We start from the raw sequence: 19,869 nt of genomic DNA, 5'->3' as shown, positions 1-19,869 counted from the left end.
GTCCGGGGACACCGTCAGGGTGCCTCGAGATGACATGAAGGAGCTGTAGCCATGACGCAGCTTGCGGCTGCCCAGACGAAGCCCTCCGACGGCAACAAGGCGCTGTACGGGGGCAAGGGCACACGCCGTATCACCGTCCGGGACATCGCCCTCGCCAAGGAACGCGGCGAGAAGTGGCCCATGCTCACCGCGTACGACGCGATGACCGCCTCCGTCTTCGACGAGGCCGGCATCCCGGTCATGCTGGTCGGCGACTCCGCGGGCAACTGCCACCTCGGGTACGAGTCGACCGTACCCGTCACCCTCGACGAGATGACCATGCTCGCCTCGGCCGTCGTACGGGGCACCGGCCGCGCCCTGATCGTCGGCGACCTGCCCTTCGGCTCCTACCAGGAGGGCCCGGTGCAGGCGCTGCGCTCGGCGACCCGGCTGGTCAAGGAGGGCGGGGTCGGGGCCGTCAAGCTGGAGGGCGGCGAGCGGTCCCACGAACAGATCCGGCTGCTGGTCGAGTCCGGCATCCCCGTCATGGCCCACATCGGCCTCACCCCGCAGTCCGTCAACGCGATGGGCTACCGCGTCCAGGGCCGGGGCGAGGAGGCGGCGGCGCAGCTGCTGCGCGACGCCAAGGCCGTCCAGGACGCGGGTGCGTTCGCCGTGGTGCTGGAGCTGGTTCCGGCGGAGCTGGCGGCCGAGGTGACGCGGGTGCTGCACATTCCGACGGTCGGGATCGGGGCCGGCCCGGAGACCGACGCGCAGGTGCTGGTGTGGACCGACATGCTGGGCCTGACCGGTGGGCGCGTGCCCAAGTTCGTGAAGCAGTACGCCGACCTGCGTGCGGTCATGGGCAACGCGGCGAAGGCGTTCGCCGAGGATGTGGTGGGTGGAACGTTCCCGCAGGAGGAGCACTCCGTCCACTAGAGCCATAGCGGTACCACGGACAGCCCGTCGATCTTCCCCCGTCGACGGGCTGTCCCCTTGCCGGGACCACCGACAAGGGCTGTCGGCGGTCTGTCGGTGATCTGTCGGTGGGAGCTGACACCGTCAGGGACATGACGCGAATCGACAAGAACACCGGCGGCGCCGCTGTGACCGTGCGGGGGCTGGTGAAGCACTACGGCGAGACCAGGGCGCTGGACGGGGTCGACCTGGATGTGCGGGAGGGCACCGTCATGGGGGTGCTCGGGCCGAACGGGGCCGGGAAGACGACCCTCGTACGGATCCTGTCCACACTGCTCGCTCCCGACACGGGCCAGGCCACCGTCGCCGGCTACGACGTCGTACGGCAGCCCCGGCAGCTGCGGCGGGTGATCGGGCTCACGGGGCAGTACGCCTCCGTGGACGAGAAGCTTTCGGGCTGGGAGAACCTGTACATGATCGGGCGACTGCTCGACCTGCCCCGCAAGGACGCCCGCAGCCGGGCCGACGAGTTGCTGGAGCGCTTCTCGCTGACCGAGGCGGCCAAGCGGCCGGCGGCGACGTACTCCGGGGGCATGCGGCGGCGGCTGGACCTGGCCGCGTCGATGATGGGGCGACCGGCCGTGCTCTTCCTGGACGAGCCGACCACCGGGCTCGACCCGCGCACCCGCAACGAGGTGTGGGACGAGGTGAAGCGCATGGTCGGCGACGGGGTCACCGTGCTGCTCACCACCCAGTACATGGAGGAGGCCGAGCAGCTCGCCTCCGAGTTGACGGTCGTGGACCGCGGCCAGGTCATCGCAGGCGGTGCCATCGAGGAGCTGAAGGCGAAGGTCGGCGGCCGGGCGCTGCGGGTCCGCCCGGCCGATCCGGCGCATCTGCGGCCCCTCGCCGCCGCGCTGGACGATCTGGGGATCACCGGGCTCGCCACCACGACCGTGGACGCCGACCGGGGTGACGTCCTCGTGCCGATCCTCAGCGACGAGCAGCTGACCGCCGTGGTCGGCACGGTCACCTCGCGCGGCATCACGCTCTCCGCCATCACCACCGAACTGCCGAGCCTGGACGAGGTGTTCCTGTCCCTCACCGGCCACCGTGCCAGTGCCCCGCAGGACATCGTGCCCGCCGAAGCCCTTCAGGAGGCCGCCGTATGAGCGCCGTGACCATCAACGACGCCGGGGCGGGCGCCCGTATCTCGCCGCGCGGCCACCTGCGTCACACCGGAGCCCTGATCCGCCGCAACCTGCTGTGGATCCGCAAGGACCCGGAGTCGATGGCCGACGCACTGCTGATGCCGGTCATCTTCACCCTGCTGTTCGTGTTCGTCTTCGGCGGCTCGATCGGGCAGGCGCTGGGCGGCGGGCAGGACCGGTACGTGCAGTACGTGATCCCCGGCATGATCGCGATGATGAGCATGACGCTGTCCCAGGGCGTCGGCACCGGCTTCAGCCAGGACTTCAACTCCGGTGTCATGGACCGCTTCCGGTCCCTGCCGATCGGGCGTGGTTCGGTGCTGTTCGCGAAGATCTCGGTGGAGCTGCTGCGGATGCTGTTCGCGACCGCCGTGCTGATGATCGTGGCCGTCGCGGTCGGGTTCGAGATCACGAACTGGCCGGGGCTGTTCGCGACCGTGGCCCTGTCCACGGCGTTCGCCTCGTCGATCATGTGGGTGTTCCTCACCCTGGGCGTGATCCTGAAGAACGCGCAGTCCGTGCAGGCGATGGGCTTCCTGGTGCTGTTCCCGCTCCAGTTCGGCTCGTCGATCTTCGCGCCCACGACGTCGATGCCGGGCTGGTTGCAGGCGTTCACCGACTACAACCCGCTGTCGACGCTGGCGGACGCCGCGCGCGGTCTGATGGTGGGCGGGCCGGTCGCGCACGACCTGTGGATGACCGTGGGCTGGTCGGTGGCGATCACGGCGGTGATGGCGCCCGTCGCGATCCACAAGTTCCGCACCAAGAGCTGACCGGGCGGGGCGGATCGCGTCAGAGCAGGGCGGTGGCCTCCTCGGATGACCGTGGGCTGGTCGGTGGCGATCACGGCGGTGATGGCGCCCGTCGCGATCCACAAGTTCCGCACCAAGAGCTGACCGGGCGGGGCGGATCGCGTCAGAGCAGGGCGGTGGCCTCCTCGAGGGAGAGGCCACCACCTTCCGCGTACGCGGACTCGTACGCCGTGTCGCCGAGCACCGCCCGCGCCCGCCGCTCCGCCTGCTCGCGTGCCTCGCGCTCCTGCCGCGCGGCGACGTGCCCGGACGGCAGCAGTGCGTCGGCGGCGCCGAGGCAGCGGGCCGCGTCCAAGGCCCGGTGCCCGCCGTCGAGGCCGGCCAGGGACCCGGCGGCGATGGTCAGGTACACCGCGCGCATATGGGGTGCGATGGCCGCCGAGAGCGGGACGCCGGCCCGCTCCAGCGCCCTGCGGATCAGGTCCAGGCACTCCTCGTGGCGCCCCTCCATGGCGTCCAGCCAGGCCTCCGCGCCGAGGATGAACGCGTCGAAGACGATGAAGTGGGCGATACGGAAGTCCTGGCGCAGCCGCCGCAGTTGCTCCCGCGCCTCGGGGACGCGGCCCGTCATGCCGAGCCAGCCGGCCAGGAAGAGGAGGGCGGCGGGCAGGGCCTCGCTGTGCGACTCCTCGCGCTGGTCGATCACCTCGCGCAGCAGCCGTTCACCCCGTTCGCCCTCGCCCGCCTCCAGCAGGGCATTGCCCAGCCGGGCGGCGAGGGCAGCCGCCTGGGCCCGGGCGCCGACACGTTCGGCGTGCGCGATGGCCGCCTCGTAGTCGGCGGCGGCCAGGACGTGGTCGCCCTTGCGTTCGTGGGCCTCGGCGCGGGCGGAGAGGGCCTCGGCGGTGCCCCAGGCGTCACCGAGGCGCTGGTAGATCTCCAGCGCCTCGTCGGCGTCGTGGGTGGCGTCGCCCGCCCAGTCGGTGCGGTTGGCCAGGAAGTTGGCCCGCATCTGGAGGCCGGAGGCCAGCTCCCATGCGAAGCCGGGGGTCTCCCGGCAGGTGCGGATGGACGCGTCCATGATGACGCGCAGCCGGTCCATGTCGCCGGTCAGCATCACGGCGAAGAACCAGAGCAGGCCCGGGATCCGGCAGTTCTGCGGCAGGCCGGGCTCGTAGGTCCGGGAGATGGTCCGCAGCTTCTGCTGGGAGCGCGGGTTCTGCCAGGCGTCCAGTTCGGTGTCCATACAGGCGAGATGGGCCAGATGGACACCGCGCCGCGCCTCCAGGAGGACCTCGCCGGTCATCGGGGGCGGGGCGTCGGTGCAGCGCTGCCACACCGGGGCGGCGCGGCGGACGGGCTCGGTGAAGGGGTCGGGGCCGAGGGCCATGACCTCGCGGCACCAGTTGCGGGCCTCGATGCGCAGGTCGCGCATCTGCCAGTACCAGACGAGGGACAGCGTCAGGCACAGCGCCTCCTGCTCGTCGCGCAGGGCGACGGCGTGGCGCAGGGCGGTGCGCAGGTTCTCGTACTCCCGCTCCAGCCGGCGGATCGCGGCGAGCTGGTCCGGGCCGCGCAGCAACGGGTCGGTGGTGCGGGCGAGTTCGCGGAAGTACGTCAGGTGGGCGCGCTCGGCCGGGGCGCGCAGCCCGGACTCGTCCAGCCGCTCGGCGGCATACTCGGCGACGGTCTCCAGCAGGCGGTAGCGCATCTCTCCGTCGCCCGACTCGCCCGGCGGCGTGGCGACGACCAGGGACCGGTCGACGAGCGAGCCGAGCGCCTCCAGGGCGACCGGCCCGCACACCGCCTCGGCGGCGGGCAGGTCGCAGCCGCCCGCGAACACCGACAGCCGCCGCAGGACGTCCCGTTCGTCCTCGTCGAGCAGGTCCCAGGACCAGTCGACGACGGCTCTGAGGGTCTGCTGGCGGGGCAGGACGGTACGGCTGCCGGAGGTGAGGAGACGGAAGCGGTCGTCGAGCCGGTCGGCGATCTGCCGTGGCGTCAGCATCCGCAGCCGGGCGGCGGCCAGTTCGATGGCCAGGGGCAGGCCGTCGAGGCGCCGGCAGATCTCGGCGCACGCCTCGGGATCGTCCTCGACCCGGAAGCCGGGCCGGGCCGCCGCGCCCCGGTCGGCGAGCAGCCGCAGCGCGACCGGCTCGGGCAGCGGCTCCACGGGCCGCAGCAACTCCCCCGGCACGCCGAGGGGTTCACGGCTCGTGGCGAGGACGGTCAGGCCGGGGCAGCGCTCCAGCAGTTCCTCGGTGAGCCGGGCGGCGGCGTCGGCGACGTGCTCGCAGTTGTCGAGGATCAGCAGCATGCGGGGCCTGGAGCAGTGCTCGACGAGCCGCTCGAGGGGGTCGTCGAGCCGGTCGGCGACGGCGGCCCGGATGCCCTCGGCGCCGGCGCCGTACAGCACGGTCTCGCGGGCGCCGACGGCGGTGAGCACGGCCTCCGGTACGGCGGCGGGGTCGTCGACCGGGGCGAGCTCGGCCAGCCACACGCCGCCCGGCATGGCGTGCCGCACGGTCTCGGCGGTCTCCTGCGACAGCCGTGTCTTGCCGGCCCCGCCTGATCCGAGCAGCGTCACCAGGCGGGCGGCGGTGAGATCGCCCCGGATGGTCTCGATGTCGGTCTCGCGGCCGATGAAGGAGGTAAGCCGGGCGCGCAGGTTGCCGGCGGCCGGGGCGTCCGCGGCGGGTGCGGACACGGGGCTGTCGTCGTCCGGCTTCAGCAACTCCGCGTGCAGGAAGCGCAGTTCCCGCCCCGGGTCGGCCCCGAGCCGGTCGGCGAGCAGCCGCCGCACGTCCTCGTACGCGTCCAGTGCCGCCGCCGGGCGGCCGGCGTCGCGCAGGGCCCGCAGGCGCAGGGTCTGGAGGGGTTCGTCCAGGGGGTGGCTGTCGCACAGGGCGGTCAGTTCGGGCAGGGACTGCTCGGCCTGACCGAGGGCGAGGGCGGCGCTGTGGCGGGCGCGCAGCACGTCCAGGCGGCGGGTGTCCCGGCGGGACGCCTCGGCTTCGCGGTCGGGGAGGTCGGCGAGGGCCGGGCCGCGCCACAGGACGAGGGCGTCGTCCAGGACCACGGCCGCTTTGGCGGGGTCGCCGTCGGCCAGGGCTCGCAGCCCCTCACCGGCCAGCCGCTCGAACCGGTGCAGGTCGACATCGTCGGGCGCGGCCGTGAGCCGGTACCCGCCCTCGGCGGAGGCGACCGCGTCCGCCCCGAGCGCCCGCCGCAACCGCCCGACCAGCGCCTGCAGCGCGCCGGGCGCGTCGGCGGGCGGATCGCCGGCCCACACCTCGTCGACGAGCGCGGTCGCGGGCACCGTACGCCCCGGCCGCAGCGCGAGCACGGTCAGCAGGGCGCGCAGCCGGGCGCCGCCGACCGGGACGGGGGTGCCGTCGGGGCGAAGTGCCTGGGTCGTGCCGAGAATCCGGTAGCGCACGGTGTCCATTGTCCCTGGTGCCACACGCCCTATCAGGCCTATGGGATGGAGAAGAGCCGAGAAGTAGTCGCCAATCGACAGGGGGCACCAACCTCGTGGTGCCATGCGGGTCGGACCACTGGGCATACGTCAATACCGGGAAGTCCTTCGCCGGGCGATGGCGGGACATGGACATCGCCGCGGTGAGGAAGGACGTTGTACGGACGGGCATCACAGTCGGATGCCACCCTCACGACAAGGGCGGGTGCATCCTGCGCGTTCCCGACAGTCTGTAGCAGCGCCTCGCCAGGGCTGTGGGTCATGCCCAGCGAGGCGTTGACCATGACCCCACACTCTCAGCGCACGAAGCACTCACCGCTACCCTCAGGCCATGAGCACTGATACCGCCATCAGAGGACAGCGCGTCAGCCCGGTCTTTCTGGGGATCACAGCAGTCATGGCCGTCACTGGCTGGGCGGTGTGGACGGACTTCGCGTCGTCCCCGGGCGTCGCTGTTTTCCTCTTCGTGACCACAGCGTGGATCGTCTCGCTCTGCCTGCACGAGTACGCACACGCGCGCACGGCGCTGCACAGCGGCGACATCACGATCGGTGCCAAAGGGTACTTGACACTCAATCCGCTCGCCTACACTCACGCACTCCTCAGTATTGTCCTCCCAGTGCTCTTCGTGATCATGGGCGGAATCGGTCTGCCGGGTGGCGCGGTCTTCATCGAGCGGGGCCGTATCCAGGGCCGGTGGAAGCACAGCCTGATCTCGGCGGCGGGCCCGCTGACGAACGTCCTGTTCGCGGCCGTCTGCACCGCGCCCTTCTGGCTGGGCGTCACGGACGGCGTTCCGGCGGCCTTCCTGTTCGCCCTGGCCTTCCTCGCGATGCTCCAGGTCACGGCGGCCCTCCTGAACTTCCTGCCGGTTCCCGGCCTGGACGGCTACGGCGTCATCGAGCCCTGGCTGTCGTACCGGATCCGCCGCCAGGTGGAGCCGCTCGCGCCCTTCGGTCTGCTGCTGGTCTTCGCGGTGCTGTGGATCCCGGGGGTGAACGTCGTGTTCTGGGACGTGATCGACACGTTCATGCGGGGCCTGGGGATCGAGGACCAACTGTCCGACTGCGGCTACTGGCTCTACCGCTTCTGGAGCGAGGACAGTGACGTGTGCCTCACCCTGCCGTGACGGCCGCGCGCCTCAGCCGGTGGCGGTCCGGCGCCCCGCCTCCGCCTTCGCCTTCCGCAGGTAGTACCAGGCCATGTTGGACGAGAGTCCGGCCATCAGCACCCACACCACACCCAGCCAGCTGCCCCGGGCGAAGGAGACCACGGCGGCGGTGACGGCGAGGAGACAGACGATGAGCGCGTAGACGGCGAGGCGGGGCATGGGGGTCGGCTCCTGACAGGACAGTCGACGGTCGGACGAGGTGGTACGGCGTCCAGTGTCCCCCATGCCCGAGGGCGGCTCACACGTCGGTCAGGCGCAGGCCCGCGTGGGCCTTGTAGCGGCGGTTCACGGAGATCAGGTTGGCGACCAGGGCCTCGACCTGGTGGGCGTTGCGGAGCCGGCCGGCGAAGATGCCGCGCATGCCGGGGATGCGGCCGGCCAGCGCCTGCACGATCTCGACATCGGCCCGCACCTCGCCGAGCACCATCACGTCCGTGTCGATCTCCTCGATCTCGGGGTCTTCGAGGAGTACGGCGGAGAGGTGGTGGAAGGCGGCGGTGACCCGTGAGTCCGGCAGCAGGACGGCGGCCTGCTCGGCGGCACTGCCCTCCTCCGGCTTCAGCGCGTAGGCGCCCTTCTTGTCGAAACCGAGCGGGTTGACGCAGTCGACGACGAGCTTGCCGGCCAGTTCCTCGCGCAGCGATTCGAGGGTCCTGCCGTGTCCGTCCCACGGCACGGCGACGATCACGATGTCGCTGCGGCGCGCCGTCTCCGCGTTGTCGGCGCCCTCGACCCCGTGCCCGAGCGCCTCGGCGGCGGCCTGTGCGCGGTCCGCGGCCCGCGATCCGATGATCACCTTCTGGCCGGCCCTGGCGAGACGGTAGGCGAGGCCCTTGCCCTGCGGCCCGGTCCCCCCGAGCACGCCGACGACGAGTCCCGACACGTCCGGCAGGTCCCAGGGGTCCTTTGCCGGGGCCTTCGCGGTGGGCTGCTGTGCACTGTCAGTAGAGGTCATGGGCCGACTGTACGTGCGCGCCTGTCGCCGTCGTGGGCGTGGGTGGCGGTCGGGCGAGCGTGGTCCCGGGCGTCCGGCTCGGGCGAGCCCTGCGACCGGGATCCGGCGGAACGTGATCGTCTCGTACACGCCGAAGTCGCCCCCGTCGTGGAGCGGCTCGACCGTCTCCTCGCCGACGCGTACGAGACGGAGTACGCGGGGGCGGCCCGTCGACGATTGCCTACGGCGCACCGGCGGTGCCCGCCGAACCCGACGTCGGCCTCGACACCGCCCGGCACCCCGCCGGCGCGGCGACCGGCGAGACGCCCTCGCGAGGCCGCGCGCTCCGCACCGCCCGCGCGACCGCCCTCTCCCACCGGGCCGGCCAATGGAAGCGGGGGTGGGCGGGGCAGTTCACCGCCGCGCGGCGGGTCAGTCGTCGGGCCGGTCGTCGTCCCGGCCCTCGGCGGGGGCGTCGTGCCAGCGGGGGTCGTTCTCCCAGTCCGCGTTGCGATCGCGGGCGGTTTCCATCGCTCGGGTGGCGTCGTGGCGGGAGGCGTAGGGACCCATGCGGTCCTTGGCGGGGCAGTCGGGGCCTTCCTCGACCTTCCTGTGCTCCAGGCAGTAGAACCACTCGCCGGGCTTGCCGACCGTGCGCCGTTTGAAGAGGGGCATGAGTCGAGATCCTTTCACCGGTCACCACCGATCGCGGCCGATCCACCGCCGCTCCGCCACCGACATGGTCCCCCACCACAGCTGGTTAAACTCGCTGCCATGTCTGGCCAGTCGCTGCTCGCACCGGGGAAGCTCTCCCCCACCCGCACCGTCCCGGGAAACATCCGTCGACCCGAGTACGTGGGCAAGCCCGCCCCGACTCCGTACACCGGGCCGGAGGTGCAGACACCCGAGACGATCGAGGCGATGCGGATCGCCGGCCGGATCGCGGCGCGGGCGATGGCCGAGGCGGCCAGGCACATCGCTCCCGGGGTCGCCACGGACGAGCTGGACCGGGTCGCGCACGAGTACATGTGCGACCACGGGGCCTACCCGTCGACGCTCGGCTACCGGGGGTTCCCCAAGTCGCTGTGCACCTCGGTCAACGAGGTCATCTGCCACGGCATCCCGGACTCGACCGTGCTGCGCGACGGCGACATCGTCAACCTGGACGTGACGGCGTACATCGGCGGCGTCCACGGTGACAACAACGCCACCTACCTGGTGGGGAACGTGGACGACGAGTCGAGGCTTCTCGTCGAGCGGACCCGGGAGTCCCTCGCCCGTGCCATCAAGGCCGTCAAGCCCGGCCGGCAGATCAACATCATCGGGCGGGTCATCGAGTCGTACGCGAAGCGGTTCGGGTACGGGGTCGTGCGGGACTTCACGGGGCACGGGATCAACTCGTCGTTCCACTCGGGGCTGATCGTCCCGCACTACGACTCCCCGCACGCCACGACGGTGATCCAGACCGGGATGACGTTCACGATCGAACCGATGCTCACACTCGGGTCGTACGACTACGACATGTGGGACGACGGCTGGACGGTCGTGACGAAGGACCGCAAGCGCACCGCCCAGTTCGAGCACACGCTGGTGGTCACGGAGAGCGGCGCGGAGATCCTCACGCTGCCGTAGCCCGCGACCTCTCCGGGCCCCCGCCTCAGCCCGCTCCCCTCCAGCCCGCCTCCGGCTCTGCCGCGGGGCGGGCTTCGTCCTGCGCGCATTCCAGGTGGGAACGGTGAGGATTCGGGGTACGGTTTTACCGACAGGGGGTCGGCAACCTGTTGGCTTAGGTGAACCTGACCACAAAACGACGGCAGGTTCTCGTCCATCCCTTCTCGGCACCGGAGGCCTTCATGAACGCGTCGGTCACATCGGACACGGCGTTCTCCACGCTCATCCGCACCGCCTCGCACGAGCAGCACACCGAGGCGGAGACCACGACGTTCATGGGCGACATGCTGGGCGGCGAACTCGGCGTCGAGGCGTACACGCGGTACACCGAGCAGCTGTGGTTCGTGTACGAGGCACTGGAGAGCGCGGCGCCGGCGCTGGCCGGCGACCCCGTCGCCGGGCCGTTCATCCAGCCCGAGCTGATGCGGCTGACCGCGCTGGAGCGGGACCTAGAGCATCTGCGCGGCCCCGGCTGGCGCTCGACGCTCACCGCGCTGCCGGCGACCGAGGCGTACGCGGAACGGGTCGCCGAGTGCGCGCGCGGCTGGCCCGGCGGCTATGTGGCCCACCACTACACGCGGTATCTCGGCGACCTCTCCGGCGGCCAGATCATCCGCGACCGGGCCGAGAAGACGTGGGGCTTCGCCAAGAAGGGCGACGGGGTCCGTTTCTACGTCTTCGAGGAGATCACCAACCCGGCCGCGTTCAAGCGGGGTTACCGGGAGCTGCTGGACCGGGTGCGGGCCGACGAGCTGGAGAGGCAGCGGATCGTGAGCGAGTGCAAGCGGGCGTTCGCGCTCAACACCGCGGTCTTTCTCGCTCTGGGGGAGGAGTTTCCGCTGAGTGCGTGAGCGCTCGGCGGGCGGGTCGTTCGTTCGCCGCGGGTTCGTGGGGGCTGGGCGCGCGGTTCCCCGCGCCCCTGACACCGCGGGCCCGCCCCGTGCTCAGCGCTCCAGGAAAACACGCCCCCCGACCTCCACCCACCCATGCGGCTGCGGGGCCGTCAGGAGTTGGGAGCCCGCGCCCTGGGTGATGTTGAGGGCGCGGCCCAGCCGGGCCGTCAGTTGCAGGGCCGCCGCGCCCGTGGCCTCGTCCTCGTCGATGCCGTCGTCGCGGCCGGGGAAGGCGCGGGCGCGGACGCGGCCGGCGGCCTCGTCCTCCCACGCCCAGGCGTAGATCCACTCGCCGGGCGGCGGGACGCGGAGGTCGTCGACCTCGGCGGCGGAGGCGTACTGGCGGAACGCGCGGGGCGGGGCCCACTCCGGCAGGGCCTCGATCCAGCTGAACTCCCCGTCCAGCCGCACCCCGACCTGCCCGGCCGGGGTGATCAGTTCGGGAACGTCGAGGAGCCAGGCGGCGCCCACGCAGGGGTGGCCGGCGAAGGGCAGGCGCAGGGTGGGGGTGTAGATGTCGATGACACCGCGCTCGGGGTCGTCGACGAACACGGTCTCGCTGAAGCCGAGTTTGGCGGCGAACTCCTGGCGCTCGGCGCGGTCGGGCAGCACGGAGCCCTCGCGGACGACGCCCAGTTCGTTGCCGTATCCGCCGCGGGGTCCGCAGAACACCCGCAGCACATCGAAGTCAGTCACTCCCGCATTGAAACATCACCCGGGCCGCCAGGTCGTCCCAGGCCACCGCACCACCGGTCAACGACCGGAAGGGGAACGGGTCGTGGGCCGTGCGGAGAGGCGGCGCAGGGGTACGACTCCCCGCCTGCCGCCCGCGCACCGGTCGACGTGGCAGGCGGGTCGGCCGTACGGGACCGGCACCCGAGAAACGGGGTTCGTGACCGTCGGAACGGGCCTCGCCGCTTGCTCTTGACCGGTGTGCCGGTCCGACTCGGCGTCGGCCGGGAGCTCGTCGGCCACGCCGGGGGCCCGGCCCGGCCCGACGGTCCTCCACGTCACGGTCCGGCTCCCGTACCCGATCCCGGCGTTCGCGCCGTTCCTCGCCCCGGTAGGGTTCGCCTCCGGGAAGGGGAAGGTGAAGATTCCTGATGAGCAGGGTTCGCGGGGCCCGGAGCCCACGGTGGCTTCGTGAGGTTGGTCCGGTTCGTACGCGCGGGAGGTTCCTCGGACTGCTCGCGTACGGCCGCGGCGCGCTGCTGACCACGGCCGTGACCGCGCTGTCGTTGACGGCGAGCGGGTGTGTGGTGGTCCGCGGCGACCTGGAGGTCGTGCCTGCGGCGACACAGGCGGAGGCGGCGCGTGCGCTGAAGGACTTCACCACCGCGTACAACAAGGCGGACAAGGCGTACGACCAGTCCCTGGACGCCTCCCGGGTGACCGGCGCGCTCGCCGACATCGACGGCGGCAAGCTGCGCTCGGGGGCGCGGATCAACCCGGGCGGCAACCCGAACCACGTGGCGCTGGAGCTGACCGACGTCACGTACACGATCCCGGAGAAGGCGGCCTGGCCGCGCTGGTTCCTGGCCGACGCCGCCGCCAACAAGGGCCGCTCCACGGACCGTTGGCTGTTCGTCTTCACCCGGGACGGCCTCACCGATCTGTGGGAGGTGTCCTTCCTCACGATCGTGCCCGCCGCCGACGTGCCCGAGTTCAAGAAGGACGAGAACGGCTACGCGCAGGTGGTCTTGCCCGACGACCCCGAACTCTCCGTCGCGCCGGCGGAACTGCCCGACAAGTACGTGACATATCTGAAGGAGGACAGCGCCCTCTTCGCGGACGGCCCGTACACCTCCGAGGAGCGCGCCGAACGCCGGAAGAACGCGAAGAAGCCGGGCATCGCGCGGCAGTACGTCGACGAGTCCCTGACCAACGGCGACTACGCGCCGGTCGGTCTGCGTACCACGGACGGCGGGGCGCTGGTCTTCTTCACCACCCGCCACTACCAGAAGCAGACCGCCGCGCAGGGCGTGGACATCCCGGTGAACGACCCGGCCGTCCGGGCGCTGATGACGGGTGAGCCCAGGGAGTCGCTGATGCTGGAGTTCGTGAACAACCAGGCGGTCCTGGATCCGGCGAGGACCGAGTCGGACCAGCCGGTGAAGGTCCTGAGCCGGGTGGGCGGGCTGACGGGGGCGAAGGGCGAGTGACCGCCCGGGCCCGGCCGGGAGTTGGCCGGTGTCCCCACAGGTCTGCCGGGTGGTGCCGGTCAGCCGCGCAGGGGCCAGGCCGCGTCCGTGTGGTCCGGCCCCTCGCCCACGTGGCGTGAGCAGGCGTCGGTGAGGATCTCCAGCAGGGTCAGCGGGTCCGGGAGCGGGTGCTCGGGGCCGCGTACCCAGTGCACGGCGAGGTCACCTGGGAGTCGGGCCGGCGGTACGAGGGCGTAGGACCCCCGGCAGTGCCAGCGCAGCCCGGGATGCTCGTCCATGGTCTCCGGATGGCAGTCCAGCTCGCAGGGCCACCACTCGTCCTCGTCCTCGGGTGTGCCCCGGGTGAGGGTGAAGAAGAGGAGCCGTCCGTCGTCGGACTCGGACTCGACCTCGGCGACGGGACCCACCTCGATCCCGGAGGCGAGCAGCCGTTCCAGAGCCTCCTGCCCGGCGGCGAGCGGCACGTCGAGCACGTCGTGGACCATGCCGGTCGCGGTGATGAAGTTGGCCTGCGGCTGGTGCCGGGCCCATCGCTCGATCTGGGCGCGGTCGGTGGTGGACTGCGTCTGCCAGGCGAACGACACCGGGTGCCGGGCGGGGGTGGGGCAGCCGACGCGGTCGCAGGAACACCGGTAGTCCGAAGGGTACGCGGCGGGCGCGAGCGGGAGTCCGGCAGCGGCGGCGGCGAGCAGCAGCTCCTCACGGCCGACGGCGTCGGGGGTCCCGTCGAGCGGGCGGCTCGTGCGACGGGCGCGCAGCCACTCGGAGATCTTGCCCTGCCGACCGCTCCGGCCGCCGAACGTCGCGCTCATCAATCCCCTCGCCTCGCTGTGGTGCGGACAGCATGCCCCATGCTCCCACCATCGCGCGCCCCGGGTGGCCGGAGCCCACATCGGGGGTGGGCGGGGCGATGCCGGAGTGCGGGCAGAGATGGTGGGCTATTCCGTGCTTTGAGCTGATTTTCGGCCCGCCCGCAGGTTCCACCTGGTCGGTTCGGTCACATTCGGGCGGCGAGTTGACCGGCTCAACGGGGCGCGAGGCCGTGGAGGGCGTAGTCCACCAGGGTGTCCGTGTAGTCGTACGAGATGGGTGCCGTCCGCTGGAGCCAGCGCTGGGCGAGCGGTGCGACGAAGAGTTCGAGGGCGATGCGCGGATCGATGTCCGGCCGCACCTCCCCCGCGTCCTGGGCGGCCTTCAACCGCTGGACGTAGAGTTGGAGTTGCGGTTCGAGAAGCTTGGCGACGAAGTCCTTCGTGAGCCTCTCGTCGACCACCCCGGCGGCGGCGAGGGCACGGGAGGGGACCTCGAACTTCGGATCGAGGAGTTCGTCGACGGTGGCCCGCAGGACGTTCTTGAGGTCGGCCGCGAGATCGCCGGTGTCCGGGATGCCGTACTCCACGGTCTCCCGCCCCGGCCCCGCGGCCTGCTCCGCCGCCTGTTCCTGCAGGTCGAGGAAGGCCTCCAGCAGCACCTCCCCCTTCGAGGACCACCACCGGTAGATCGTCTGCTTGCCGACGCCGGCGCGGGCGGCGATGCCCTCGATGGTCGTCCTCTGGTAGCCGGCCTCGCCGACGAGGGTGAGGGCGGCGTCGTAGATGGCGCGGCGGGACTTCTCACTGCGGCGGGCGGAATCGGGGGCGGTCTTGTGGGTCATGCTTCGAATCTACCAGCTTGACAAGACGGTACGTCTCGCCTCACGGTGGAGACCGTCAACGAGACGAACCGTATCGTCGCATCAAGGGAGACTGCCATGACCCGAGGTGGTGCAGGAAACATGCTGGGCGTGGGCGGCGCCCGCCGGAAACTCGGCCGCGAGGCCCTGCGCGGCGGCAACGCGAACGGCCGCGTCGGCGGCGGCCTCGACCCCCAGGCCCAGAAGCGGGAGCTGCTGCGCAAGCTCCAGGAGAAACGGCAGCAAGGGCGTACGGCCGGTGCCCGTACGACCGACACGCCCTCGCGAACCTGAGCGGGTCCGCCCCGCCAAGGCCCGTAGGGGCTTCGGCGGGGCGGACCGCCGCTCCAGCGGCTCCGGGGCTGGACCGCTGGGAAGGCGAGGCCTCCGGTCTGCTCAGCCGTTCTCGGTGAACCCAGGCGGCTGCGACCGAGGCGGCCGGTCATCCGGTCAGGTCCAGCACGCCCACCGTCTGGCCCCCGCTGGTCTCTCCGGTCATGCGGAAGCCGAGGCCGAGGTAGAAGGCCTCCGGGCCGGCGGGGCCGGGGTGCCAGGTGACGTGGAGCCGGGTGCCGCCGCGACGGCGGATCTCCGCGGCCACGGACTCGACGGCGAAACGGCCGTAGCCCCGCCCCTGTTCGCCGGCGGCGATGTTGAGCCGCCAGAGACCGGAGCGGATGCCGGTGCCTGTGCCGTCGCCCGTCCAGTCGATGTCGAAGAAGGCCATCAGGAACCCGACGGCCCGCTCGCCGTCCCGGATGAGCCGGGGCCAGGCGACGCCGGGGTGGACGTAGGCCTCGGCGAGGGACTTCACGACCGGGTCCACCAGGTGTTCCTGGTCGGGGCGGACGCGGATGTCGACCGCGGCGTCGAGGTTGGCCGGGGTTATCTCGTCCAGGTGCGGGGTGGTTGTCATGATCGATGAGATAGCCGGAAGGCGTCGGGGCCGCAAGCGATTTACGGTCGGCGCGGGTCGGTACAGGTCGGTGCGGGGGGTGCGCGGGGTGCGGCTCAGAGCGCGTCGGCGTCCCCGGCCGACGGCCAGGCGTCGCCCCACTCTGCGTCGCGGGCCGCCTTGTAGCGGAGGCCGTGGCGCTTGGTGACGGTGGTCCGGGTGAGGGCGGGCTCGGCCGCGCAGAGGTCGAGGAGGACCTGCCCCTTGCGGATCTGGGGCTTGCGGACGACGCGGGAGGGGGCCGGGTCCGGGAGGAAGCGGGTGGCGGCGACGTAGCTGAACTTCTCGTCCTCGTACGCCAGGGAACCGCCCTTGACCTGGCGGTGCAGGGAGGAACGGCTGACGCGGGCGGAGAAGTGGCACCAGTCCTCGCCGGGGACGATGGGGCAGGCGGCGCTGTGCGGGCAGGGGGCGGCGACGTGGAAGCCGGCGGCGACGAGGCGGGCGCGGGCCTCGATGACGCGGGCGTAGCCGTCGGGGGTGCCGGGTTCGATGATCACGACGGCCTGGGCGGCGGCCGTGGCCGCGTCCACGACGGCGGTGCGGTCGGCGTCGGTCAGTTCGCCGAGGACGTAGGAGATCGTGACGAGATCAGCGCTCTCGATGGTGAGCGCCGATCCGATACGAGAGCGCTGCCACGCGGCGGCCTGCAACTCCGGGTTCGCCGCCGCGATCTCCCGCCCCAGCGCCAGCGCCGGCTCCGCCCAGTCGAGCACCGTCACCGGCCGCCCGCCCTCCCAGGTCGCGCTCACCGCCCACGTCGCCGCGCCGGTACCGCCGCCGACGTCCACATGACTGCCGGGCGCCCACCCGGGCACGGCCGCCGCGAACGCCTCCAGCGCCGAGCACACCGCCTCGAACGTCGCCGGCATCCGGTACGCCGCGTACGCGACCACGTCCGACCGGTCCCTCAGCACCGGCGCGTCCGTCGGCGTCCGCCCCCGGTAGTTCGCGATGAGCCGCTCCACCGCCCGCGTGGCCGACTTCGGCGGAAGCCCGTCGAGGAGGCCGGCGAGGGCGGCGCGGAGGATGTCGGCCGAGGAGGAGGCAGGGGCGTTCACGTGGCGATTCTACGAGGGGGGCGGCAGGGCGCCCCGGTTCCGGCCCCGGTTCCGGCCCCGGTGCGGGCGCCCGGCGCGTAGGGCGCCGGGATGATCGAGACACCCGGCGCGTTCGCACGGAGCACGGTCGAGCGGGAGGGCGGGCCCAGGACGGTGTGGCTCGCCGAACCGCCCGGCGTCGTGGCGTAGTTGCTGGACCGGTGGGCGTGCGTGCCGGACGGGACGGTCGTGCACGGGGGTGTCGGCGTGATCGTCCCGGTGCGGCAGCGCGGCGCGGGGAGCACCGCCCCGTCCGGCACCGCCCCGTCCGGCACCCGTCCTCTCTGAGCCGGCACCCGTCCTCTCTGAGCCGCTGCCCGGCGTTCGGCCGCGGCGTTCGGCCCGGCCCGTCGGCCGGCTCTCACATTCCGCGCACCGCCCGTGCCACCCGCGTCCCCGCCGCCGCCCTCGCCGCGTTGACCGGGTCCCGGCGGCGGGGGTGGACCGCGTTCGTGAGCAGGATCAGGAAAGTGTCCGTCGCCTGGTCCAGGACCAGCGACGTGCCCGTGAAGCCCGTGTGGCCGGCCGCGCCCCGGCCCGCCAGCTCCCCCATGAACCAGGGCTGGTCCAGAGCGAAGCCCAGACCGGGCGGGGTCAGCATCAACTCGACGAAGTCGGGGCCCAGTATGCGGGCGGGGCCGTAGGAGCCGCCGGCCAGCAGGGTGCGGCAGAACACCGCCAGGTCCCGGGCCGTCGAGAAGAGGCCCGCGTGGCCGGCGACACCGCCGAGGGACCACGCGTTCTCGTCGTGGGCGTCGCCCCGGAGCATGCCCCGGTCGGCCTTGGCCCAGGGACGGCGCTGGTCCTCCGTCGCCGCCGCGGCCGGGCAGGGGCCGAAGCCCGTGGCCGTCATGCCGAGAGGGTGGGTGATGCCCTCGCGGACGAGGGCGTCCAGGCCCCGGCCCGTCAGGCGCTCCAGGACGTGCTGGAGGAGCAGGAGGTTCAGGTCGGAGTAGGCGTACGCCGTGCCGGGTGGTGCCGTCGGGGCCTCGGAGCGCAGCATCGCCAGCCGGGCCTCCCGGGACGGGCAGGCGTGGAGCGGGAGTTCGGGGCGCAGGCCGGAGGTGTGGGTGAGGAGGTGACGGACGGTGAGGCCGTGTGCGGCGGCGGCCGTGAAGTCGGGGAGGTAGGCGGCGACCTCGGCGTCGATGCCGAGGGTGCCGCGCTCCAGTTGCTGGACGGCGGCCACCGTGGTGAAGAGCTTGGTGAGGGAGGCCAGGTCGAAGGGGGTGTCCGGGGTGGCCGGCACGCGGGACCGAGGGGGTAACTCCACTCCCGCGTCGGTGTGTTCGTCGTAGGCCTCGTAGCGGACCGCCCAGCCCGCCGCCTCCTCGACGGCGACGACGGGGCCGCGGCCGGCGAGTACGACGGCGGCGGGGGCCCGGGGGCGGTCACCCTCGGTCAGCGCGCGCACCTCTCGTACGAGAGGGCGCAGTTCCTCGGGGTCGAGCCCGGCCCGTTCCGGGGTGTCCGTGCGCAGTCTCGGCGCGCTCAGCTCTCCGCTCCCTCCGCCTTCGTATGCCTGGTCCAAGGACGGCACAGTGCCACGAAGCAGGTCGCGGCCACCAGTGTCGCGGAGAGTTGGACGACGGCCATGGGTACGGCGGTGTCCTCGCCCGCGACGCCCACCAGGGGGGACGCTATCGCGCCGATCAGGAAGGACGAGGTACCCAGCAGGGCCGACGCGGAACCCGCCGCGTGGCGCACCCGCATGAGGGCGAGGGCCTGGGTGTTGGGGAGGGTGACGCCCATCGCGGACATCAGGACGAAGAGGGCCGCCGACACCGGGGCCAGGCCCACCTCTCCGAAGACGCCCAGGGACATCAGCAGCAGCACGGTCGCCGACAGGGTGACGATGGTGAGGCCGACCGCGAACACCTTGTCCAGGCTCACCCGGCCGACCAGGATCCTGCCGTTGACCTGGCCGACGATGACGAGGCCGACGGAGTTGACGCCGAAGAGCAGGCTGAACGTCTGCGGGGAGGCGCCGTAGATCTCCTGGATCACGAACGGGGAGGCGCTGATGTAGGCGAAGAGGGCGGCGAAGGCGAAGCCGCCGGCGAGGACGTAGCCCATGAAGATCCGGTCGGCGAGCAGGCCGCGCATCGCGCCCAGGGTCTCGCCGATGCCGCCGCCGTGGCGGTCGGCGGGCGTGAGCGTCTCGGGGAGCTTCGCCCACACGACCGCCAGCAGGGCGACGCCGATGACCGTCAGGACGACGAAGACGCCCCGCCAGTCGGTGACCCGGAGGACCTGCCCGCCGATGAGCGGCGCGATGACCGGGGCCACCCCGGAGACCAGCATCAGGGTGGAGAAGAAGCGGGCCATCGCGTCGCCGTCGTACAGGTCGCGGACCACGGCGCGGGCGATCACGATTCCGGCCGAGCCGGCGAGGCCCTGCACCACGCGGAAGGCGATGAGGGTCTCGACGGTCGGGGCGAGGGCGCAGAGGGCGGTGGCGACGATGTAGACGGCGAGGCCGAGGAGCAGGGGGCGCCTGCGGCCCCAGCGGTCGCTCATCGGGCCGATGAGCAGCTGGCCGAGCGCCATGCCGGCGAGGCAGGCGGTGAGGGTCAGCTGGACGGTGGCGGCGGGGGCGTGCAGGGAGGTGGTGACCTCCGGCAGGGCCGGGAGGTACATGTCCATCGCCAGGGGCGGCGTGGCGGTGAGCCCGCCGAGGATGAGGGTGACGAGAAGGCCGGTACGGCGGAGAGCGGTGGCGTTCGGCTTCGGCTGTTCCGGCTGCCGCGACGGCCGCTGTTCCGCCGCCGTGTCCGGCTGCGCGTACTGTGCCGCCGCCGTGTCCGGCTGCGCGTACTGTGCCGCCGCCGTGTTCGACTCGGCCGGTGCCGAGCCCGGTATGTGCCCCTCGGGCATGTGCCCCTCCCTCTGCGTTCGGTCCGCCACCTATGCTCTCAGCTCGTACGACGTGGGCGGGGTCACAGTCCCGGCCCGGGGACGAGAACAGGGGTG

General features: G+C 72.3%; 19 protein-coding genes and 1 pseudogene. 9 read left to right on the top strand and 11 right to left on the bottom strand.

Annotated features, from left to right (window positions below; translation table 11 throughout):
- Positions 1 to 51: 51 nt before the first annotated feature.
- The 3 genes from panB (at position 52) to WBG99_RS26195 (ending at position 2,881) form a co-directional block, all read left to right on the top strand.
- Entirely contained in the window at positions 52 to 918 is an 867-nt protein-coding gene (gene panB / locus WBG99_RS26205; RefSeq protein WP_338898646.1) for a 3-methyl-2-oxobutanoate hydroxymethyltransferase, read from the top strand.
- A 131-nt stretch (positions 919 to 1,049) separates the two neighbouring features.
- Entirely contained in the window at positions 1,050 to 2,069 is a 1,020-nt protein-coding gene (locus WBG99_RS26200; protein WP_338898645.1) for an ATP-binding cassette domain-containing protein, read from the top strand.
- Positions 2,066 to 2,881, top strand: a complete 816-nt coding sequence (locus WBG99_RS26195; protein ID WP_338898644.1) for an ABC transporter permease — start codon at positions 2,066 to 2,068, stop codon at positions 2,879 to 2,881. The genes WBG99_RS26200 and WBG99_RS26195 overlap by 4 nt, the downstream gene beginning before the upstream one ends.
- 142 nt (positions 2,882 to 3,023) lie before the next feature.
- On the opposite strand, the gene WBG99_RS26190 is transcribed toward WBG99_RS26195, so the two are convergent.
- A complete protein-coding gene (locus WBG99_RS26190; protein ID WP_338900495.1) occupies positions 3,024 to 6,308 on the bottom strand; it encodes a BTAD domain-containing putative transcriptional regulator in 3,285 nt (1,094 codons plus the stop codon).
- A gap of 361 nt (positions 6,309 to 6,669) precedes the next feature.
- Here WBG99_RS26190 and WBG99_RS26185 point away from each other — a divergent pair, with 361 nt between their 5' ends.
- Positions 6,670 to 7,467 carry a site-2 protease family protein gene (locus WBG99_RS26185; protein ID WP_338898643.1) on the top strand — a complete coding sequence of 266 codons (798 nt, stop codon included), beginning with the start codon at positions 6,670 to 6,672 and terminating at the stop codon, positions 7,465 to 7,467.
- 12 nt (positions 7,468 to 7,479) lie between these two features.
- Here the strand turns inward: WBG99_RS26185 and WBG99_RS26180 are convergent, their stop codons facing one another.
- From WBG99_RS26180 to WBG99_RS26170, 3 genes are all read right to left on the bottom strand, one after another.
- Positions 7,480 to 7,734: a hypothetical protein gene (locus tag WBG99_RS26180; protein WP_338898642.1), complete on the bottom strand. Its 255-nt coding sequence runs from the start codon at positions 7,732 to 7,734 to the stop codon at positions 7,480 to 7,482.
- A gap of 13 nt (positions 7,735 to 7,747) precedes the next feature.
- The gene (gene npdG / locus WBG99_RS26175; protein ID WP_338898641.1) at positions 7,748 to 8,464 is read right to left on the bottom strand and encodes an NADPH-dependent F420 reductase; all 717 of its coding nucleotides are present in this window, start codon (positions 8,462 to 8,464) and stop codon (positions 7,748 to 7,750) included.
- Positions 8,465 to 8,875: 411 nt separating this feature from the next.
- Complete coding sequence (locus WBG99_RS26170) at positions 8,876 to 9,118, bottom strand: hypothetical protein (protein WP_338898640.1); 243 nt, start codon at positions 9,116 to 9,118, stop codon at positions 8,876 to 8,878.
- A gap of 99 nt (positions 9,119 to 9,217) precedes the next feature.
- Here WBG99_RS26170 and map point away from each other — a divergent pair, with 99 nt between their 5' ends.
- Together map and WBG99_RS26160 are read left to right on the top strand one after the other, a co-directional pair.
- Positions 9,218 to 10,075 carry a type I methionyl aminopeptidase gene (gene map, locus WBG99_RS26165; RefSeq protein WP_338898639.1) on the top strand — a complete coding sequence of 286 codons (858 nt, stop codon included), beginning with the start codon at positions 9,218 to 9,220 and terminating at the stop codon, positions 10,073 to 10,075.
- 221 nt (positions 10,076 to 10,296) lie between these two features.
- Positions 10,297 to 10,965 carry a biliverdin-producing heme oxygenase gene (locus tag WBG99_RS26160; RefSeq protein ID WP_338898638.1) on the top strand — a complete coding sequence of 223 codons (669 nt, stop codon included), beginning with the start codon at positions 10,297 to 10,299 and terminating at the stop codon, positions 10,963 to 10,965.
- Positions 10,966 to 11,058: 93 nt separating this feature from the next.
- Here the strand turns inward: WBG99_RS26160 and WBG99_RS26155 are convergent, their stop codons facing one another.
- Complete coding sequence (locus WBG99_RS26155) at positions 11,059 to 11,703, bottom strand: PhzF family phenazine biosynthesis protein (RefSeq protein WP_338898637.1); 645 nt, start codon at positions 11,701 to 11,703, stop codon at positions 11,059 to 11,061.
- 289 nt (positions 11,704 to 11,992) lie between these two features.
- Between WBG99_RS26155 and WBG99_RS26150 the strand changes: the two are divergent.
- A pseudogene (locus WBG99_RS26150) lies at positions 11,993 to 12,154 on the top strand (iron transporter); the annotation flags it as partial.
- Positions 12,111 to 13,169, top strand: coding sequence for a hypothetical protein (locus tag WBG99_RS26145; RefSeq protein WP_338898636.1), 1,059 nt, complete (start codon positions 12,111 to 12,113; stop codon positions 13,167 to 13,169). The pseudogene WBG99_RS26150 and the gene WBG99_RS26145, both read left to right, overlap by 44 nt.
- A gap of 59 nt (positions 13,170 to 13,228) precedes the next feature.
- Here the strand turns inward: WBG99_RS26145 and WBG99_RS26140 are convergent, their stop codons facing one another.
- Complete coding sequence (locus WBG99_RS26140; protein ID WP_338898635.1) at positions 13,229 to 13,981, bottom strand: bifunctional DNA primase/polymerase; 753 nt, start codon at positions 13,979 to 13,981, stop codon at positions 13,229 to 13,231.
- A 212-nt stretch (positions 13,982 to 14,193) separates the two neighbouring features.
- Entirely contained in the window at positions 14,194 to 14,823 is a 630-nt protein-coding gene (locus WBG99_RS26135; protein ID WP_338898634.1) for a TetR/AcrR family transcriptional regulator, read from the bottom strand.
- 96 nt (positions 14,824 to 14,919) lie between these two features.
- On the opposite strand from WBG99_RS26135, the gene WBG99_RS26130 reads away from it, so the two are divergent.
- A complete protein-coding gene (locus WBG99_RS26130; RefSeq protein WP_338898633.1) occupies positions 14,920 to 15,135 on the top strand; it encodes a DUF6243 family protein in 216 nt (71 codons plus the stop codon).
- A gap of 148 nt (positions 15,136 to 15,283) precedes the next feature.
- On the opposite strand, the gene WBG99_RS26125 is transcribed toward WBG99_RS26130, so the two are convergent.
- The 4 genes from WBG99_RS26125 to WBG99_RS26110 form a co-directional block, all read right to left on the bottom strand.
- A complete protein-coding gene (locus tag WBG99_RS26125; protein ID WP_338898632.1) occupies positions 15,284 to 15,757 on the bottom strand; it encodes a GNAT family N-acetyltransferase in 474 nt (157 codons plus the stop codon).
- 95 nt (positions 15,758 to 15,852) lie between these two features.
- The gene (locus WBG99_RS26120) at positions 15,853 to 16,857 is read right to left on the bottom strand and encodes a small ribosomal subunit Rsm22 family protein (RefSeq protein WP_338898631.1); all 1,005 of its coding nucleotides are present in this window, start codon (positions 16,855 to 16,857) and stop codon (positions 15,853 to 15,855) included.
- Positions 16,858 to 17,257: 400 nt separating this feature from the next.
- Positions 17,258 to 18,427, bottom strand: coding sequence for a serine hydrolase domain-containing protein (locus WBG99_RS26115; RefSeq protein WP_338898630.1), 1,170 nt, complete (start codon positions 18,425 to 18,427; stop codon positions 17,258 to 17,260).
- The gene (locus WBG99_RS26110) at positions 18,388 to 19,773 is read right to left on the bottom strand and encodes a multidrug effflux MFS transporter (protein ID WP_338898629.1); all 1,386 of its coding nucleotides are present in this window, start codon (positions 19,771 to 19,773) and stop codon (positions 18,388 to 18,390) included. Before WBG99_RS26110 ends, WBG99_RS26115 begins: the two co-directional genes overlap by 40 nt.
- Positions 19,774 to 19,869 lie beyond the last annotated feature (96 nt).

This window comes from Streptomyces sp. TG1A-60 (assembly GCF_037201975.1).
Classification (GTDB): domain Bacteria; phylum Actinomycetota; class Actinomycetes; order Streptomycetales; family Streptomycetaceae; genus Streptomyces.
Note: the sequence above shows the minus strand (reverse complement) of the source record. Positions and strands in the feature narration are given on the sequence as shown.

Bases quoted from the DNA above. Each gene is read 5' to 3' on its own strand.
- panB (WP_338898646.1), top strand. From the start codon at position 52: ATGACGCAGCTTGCGGCTGCCCAGACGAAGCCCTCCGACGGCAACAAG.
- WBG99_RS26200 (WP_338898645.1), top strand. From the start codon at position 1,050: ATGACGCGAATCGACAAGAACACCGGCGGCGCCGCTGTGACCGTGCGG.
- WBG99_RS26195 (WP_338898644.1), top strand. From the start codon at position 2,066: ATGAGCGCCGTGACCATCAACGACGCCGGGGCGGGCGCCCGTATCTCG.
- WBG99_RS26190 (WP_338900495.1), bottom strand. From the start codon at position 6,308: ATGGACACCGTGCGCTACCGGATTCTCGGCACGACCCAGGCACTTCGC.
- WBG99_RS26185 (WP_338898643.1), top strand. From the start codon at position 6,670: ATGAGCACTGATACCGCCATCAGAGGACAGCGCGTCAGCCCGGTCTTT.
- WBG99_RS26180 (WP_338898642.1), bottom strand. From the start codon at position 7,734: ATGGGGGACACTGGACGCCGTACCACCTCGTCCGACCGTCGACTGTCC.
- npdG (WP_338898641.1), bottom strand. From the start codon at position 8,464: ATGACCTCTACTGACAGTGCACAGCAGCCCACCGCGAAGGCCCCGGCA.
- WBG99_RS26170 (WP_338898640.1), bottom strand. From the start codon at position 9,118: ATGCCCCTCTTCAAACGGCGCACGGTCGGCAAGCCCGGCGAGTGGTTC.
- map (WP_338898639.1), top strand. From the start codon at position 9,218: ATGTCTGGCCAGTCGCTGCTCGCACCGGGGAAGCTCTCCCCCACCCGC.
- WBG99_RS26160 (WP_338898638.1), top strand. From the start codon at position 10,297: ATGAACGCGTCGGTCACATCGGACACGGCGTTCTCCACGCTCATCCGC.
- WBG99_RS26145 (WP_338898636.1), top strand. From the start codon at position 12,111: ATGAGCAGGGTTCGCGGGGCCCGGAGCCCACGGTGGCTTCGTGAGGTT.
- WBG99_RS26140 (WP_338898635.1), bottom strand. From the start codon at position 13,981: ATGAGCGCGACGTTCGGCGGCCGGAGCGGTCGGCAGGGCAAGATCTCC.
- WBG99_RS26135 (WP_338898634.1), bottom strand. From the start codon at position 14,823: ATGACCCACAAGACCGCCCCCGATTCCGCCCGCCGCAGTGAGAAGTCC.
- WBG99_RS26130 (WP_338898633.1), top strand. From the start codon at position 14,920: ATGACCCGAGGTGGTGCAGGAAACATGCTGGGCGTGGGCGGCGCCCGC.
- WBG99_RS26125 (WP_338898632.1), bottom strand. From the start codon at position 15,757: ATGACAACCACCCCGCACCTGGACGAGATAACCCCGGCCAACCTCGAC.
- WBG99_RS26110 (WP_338898629.1), bottom strand. From the start codon at position 19,773: ATGCCCGAGGGGCACATACCGGGCTCGGCACCGGCCGAGTCGAACACG.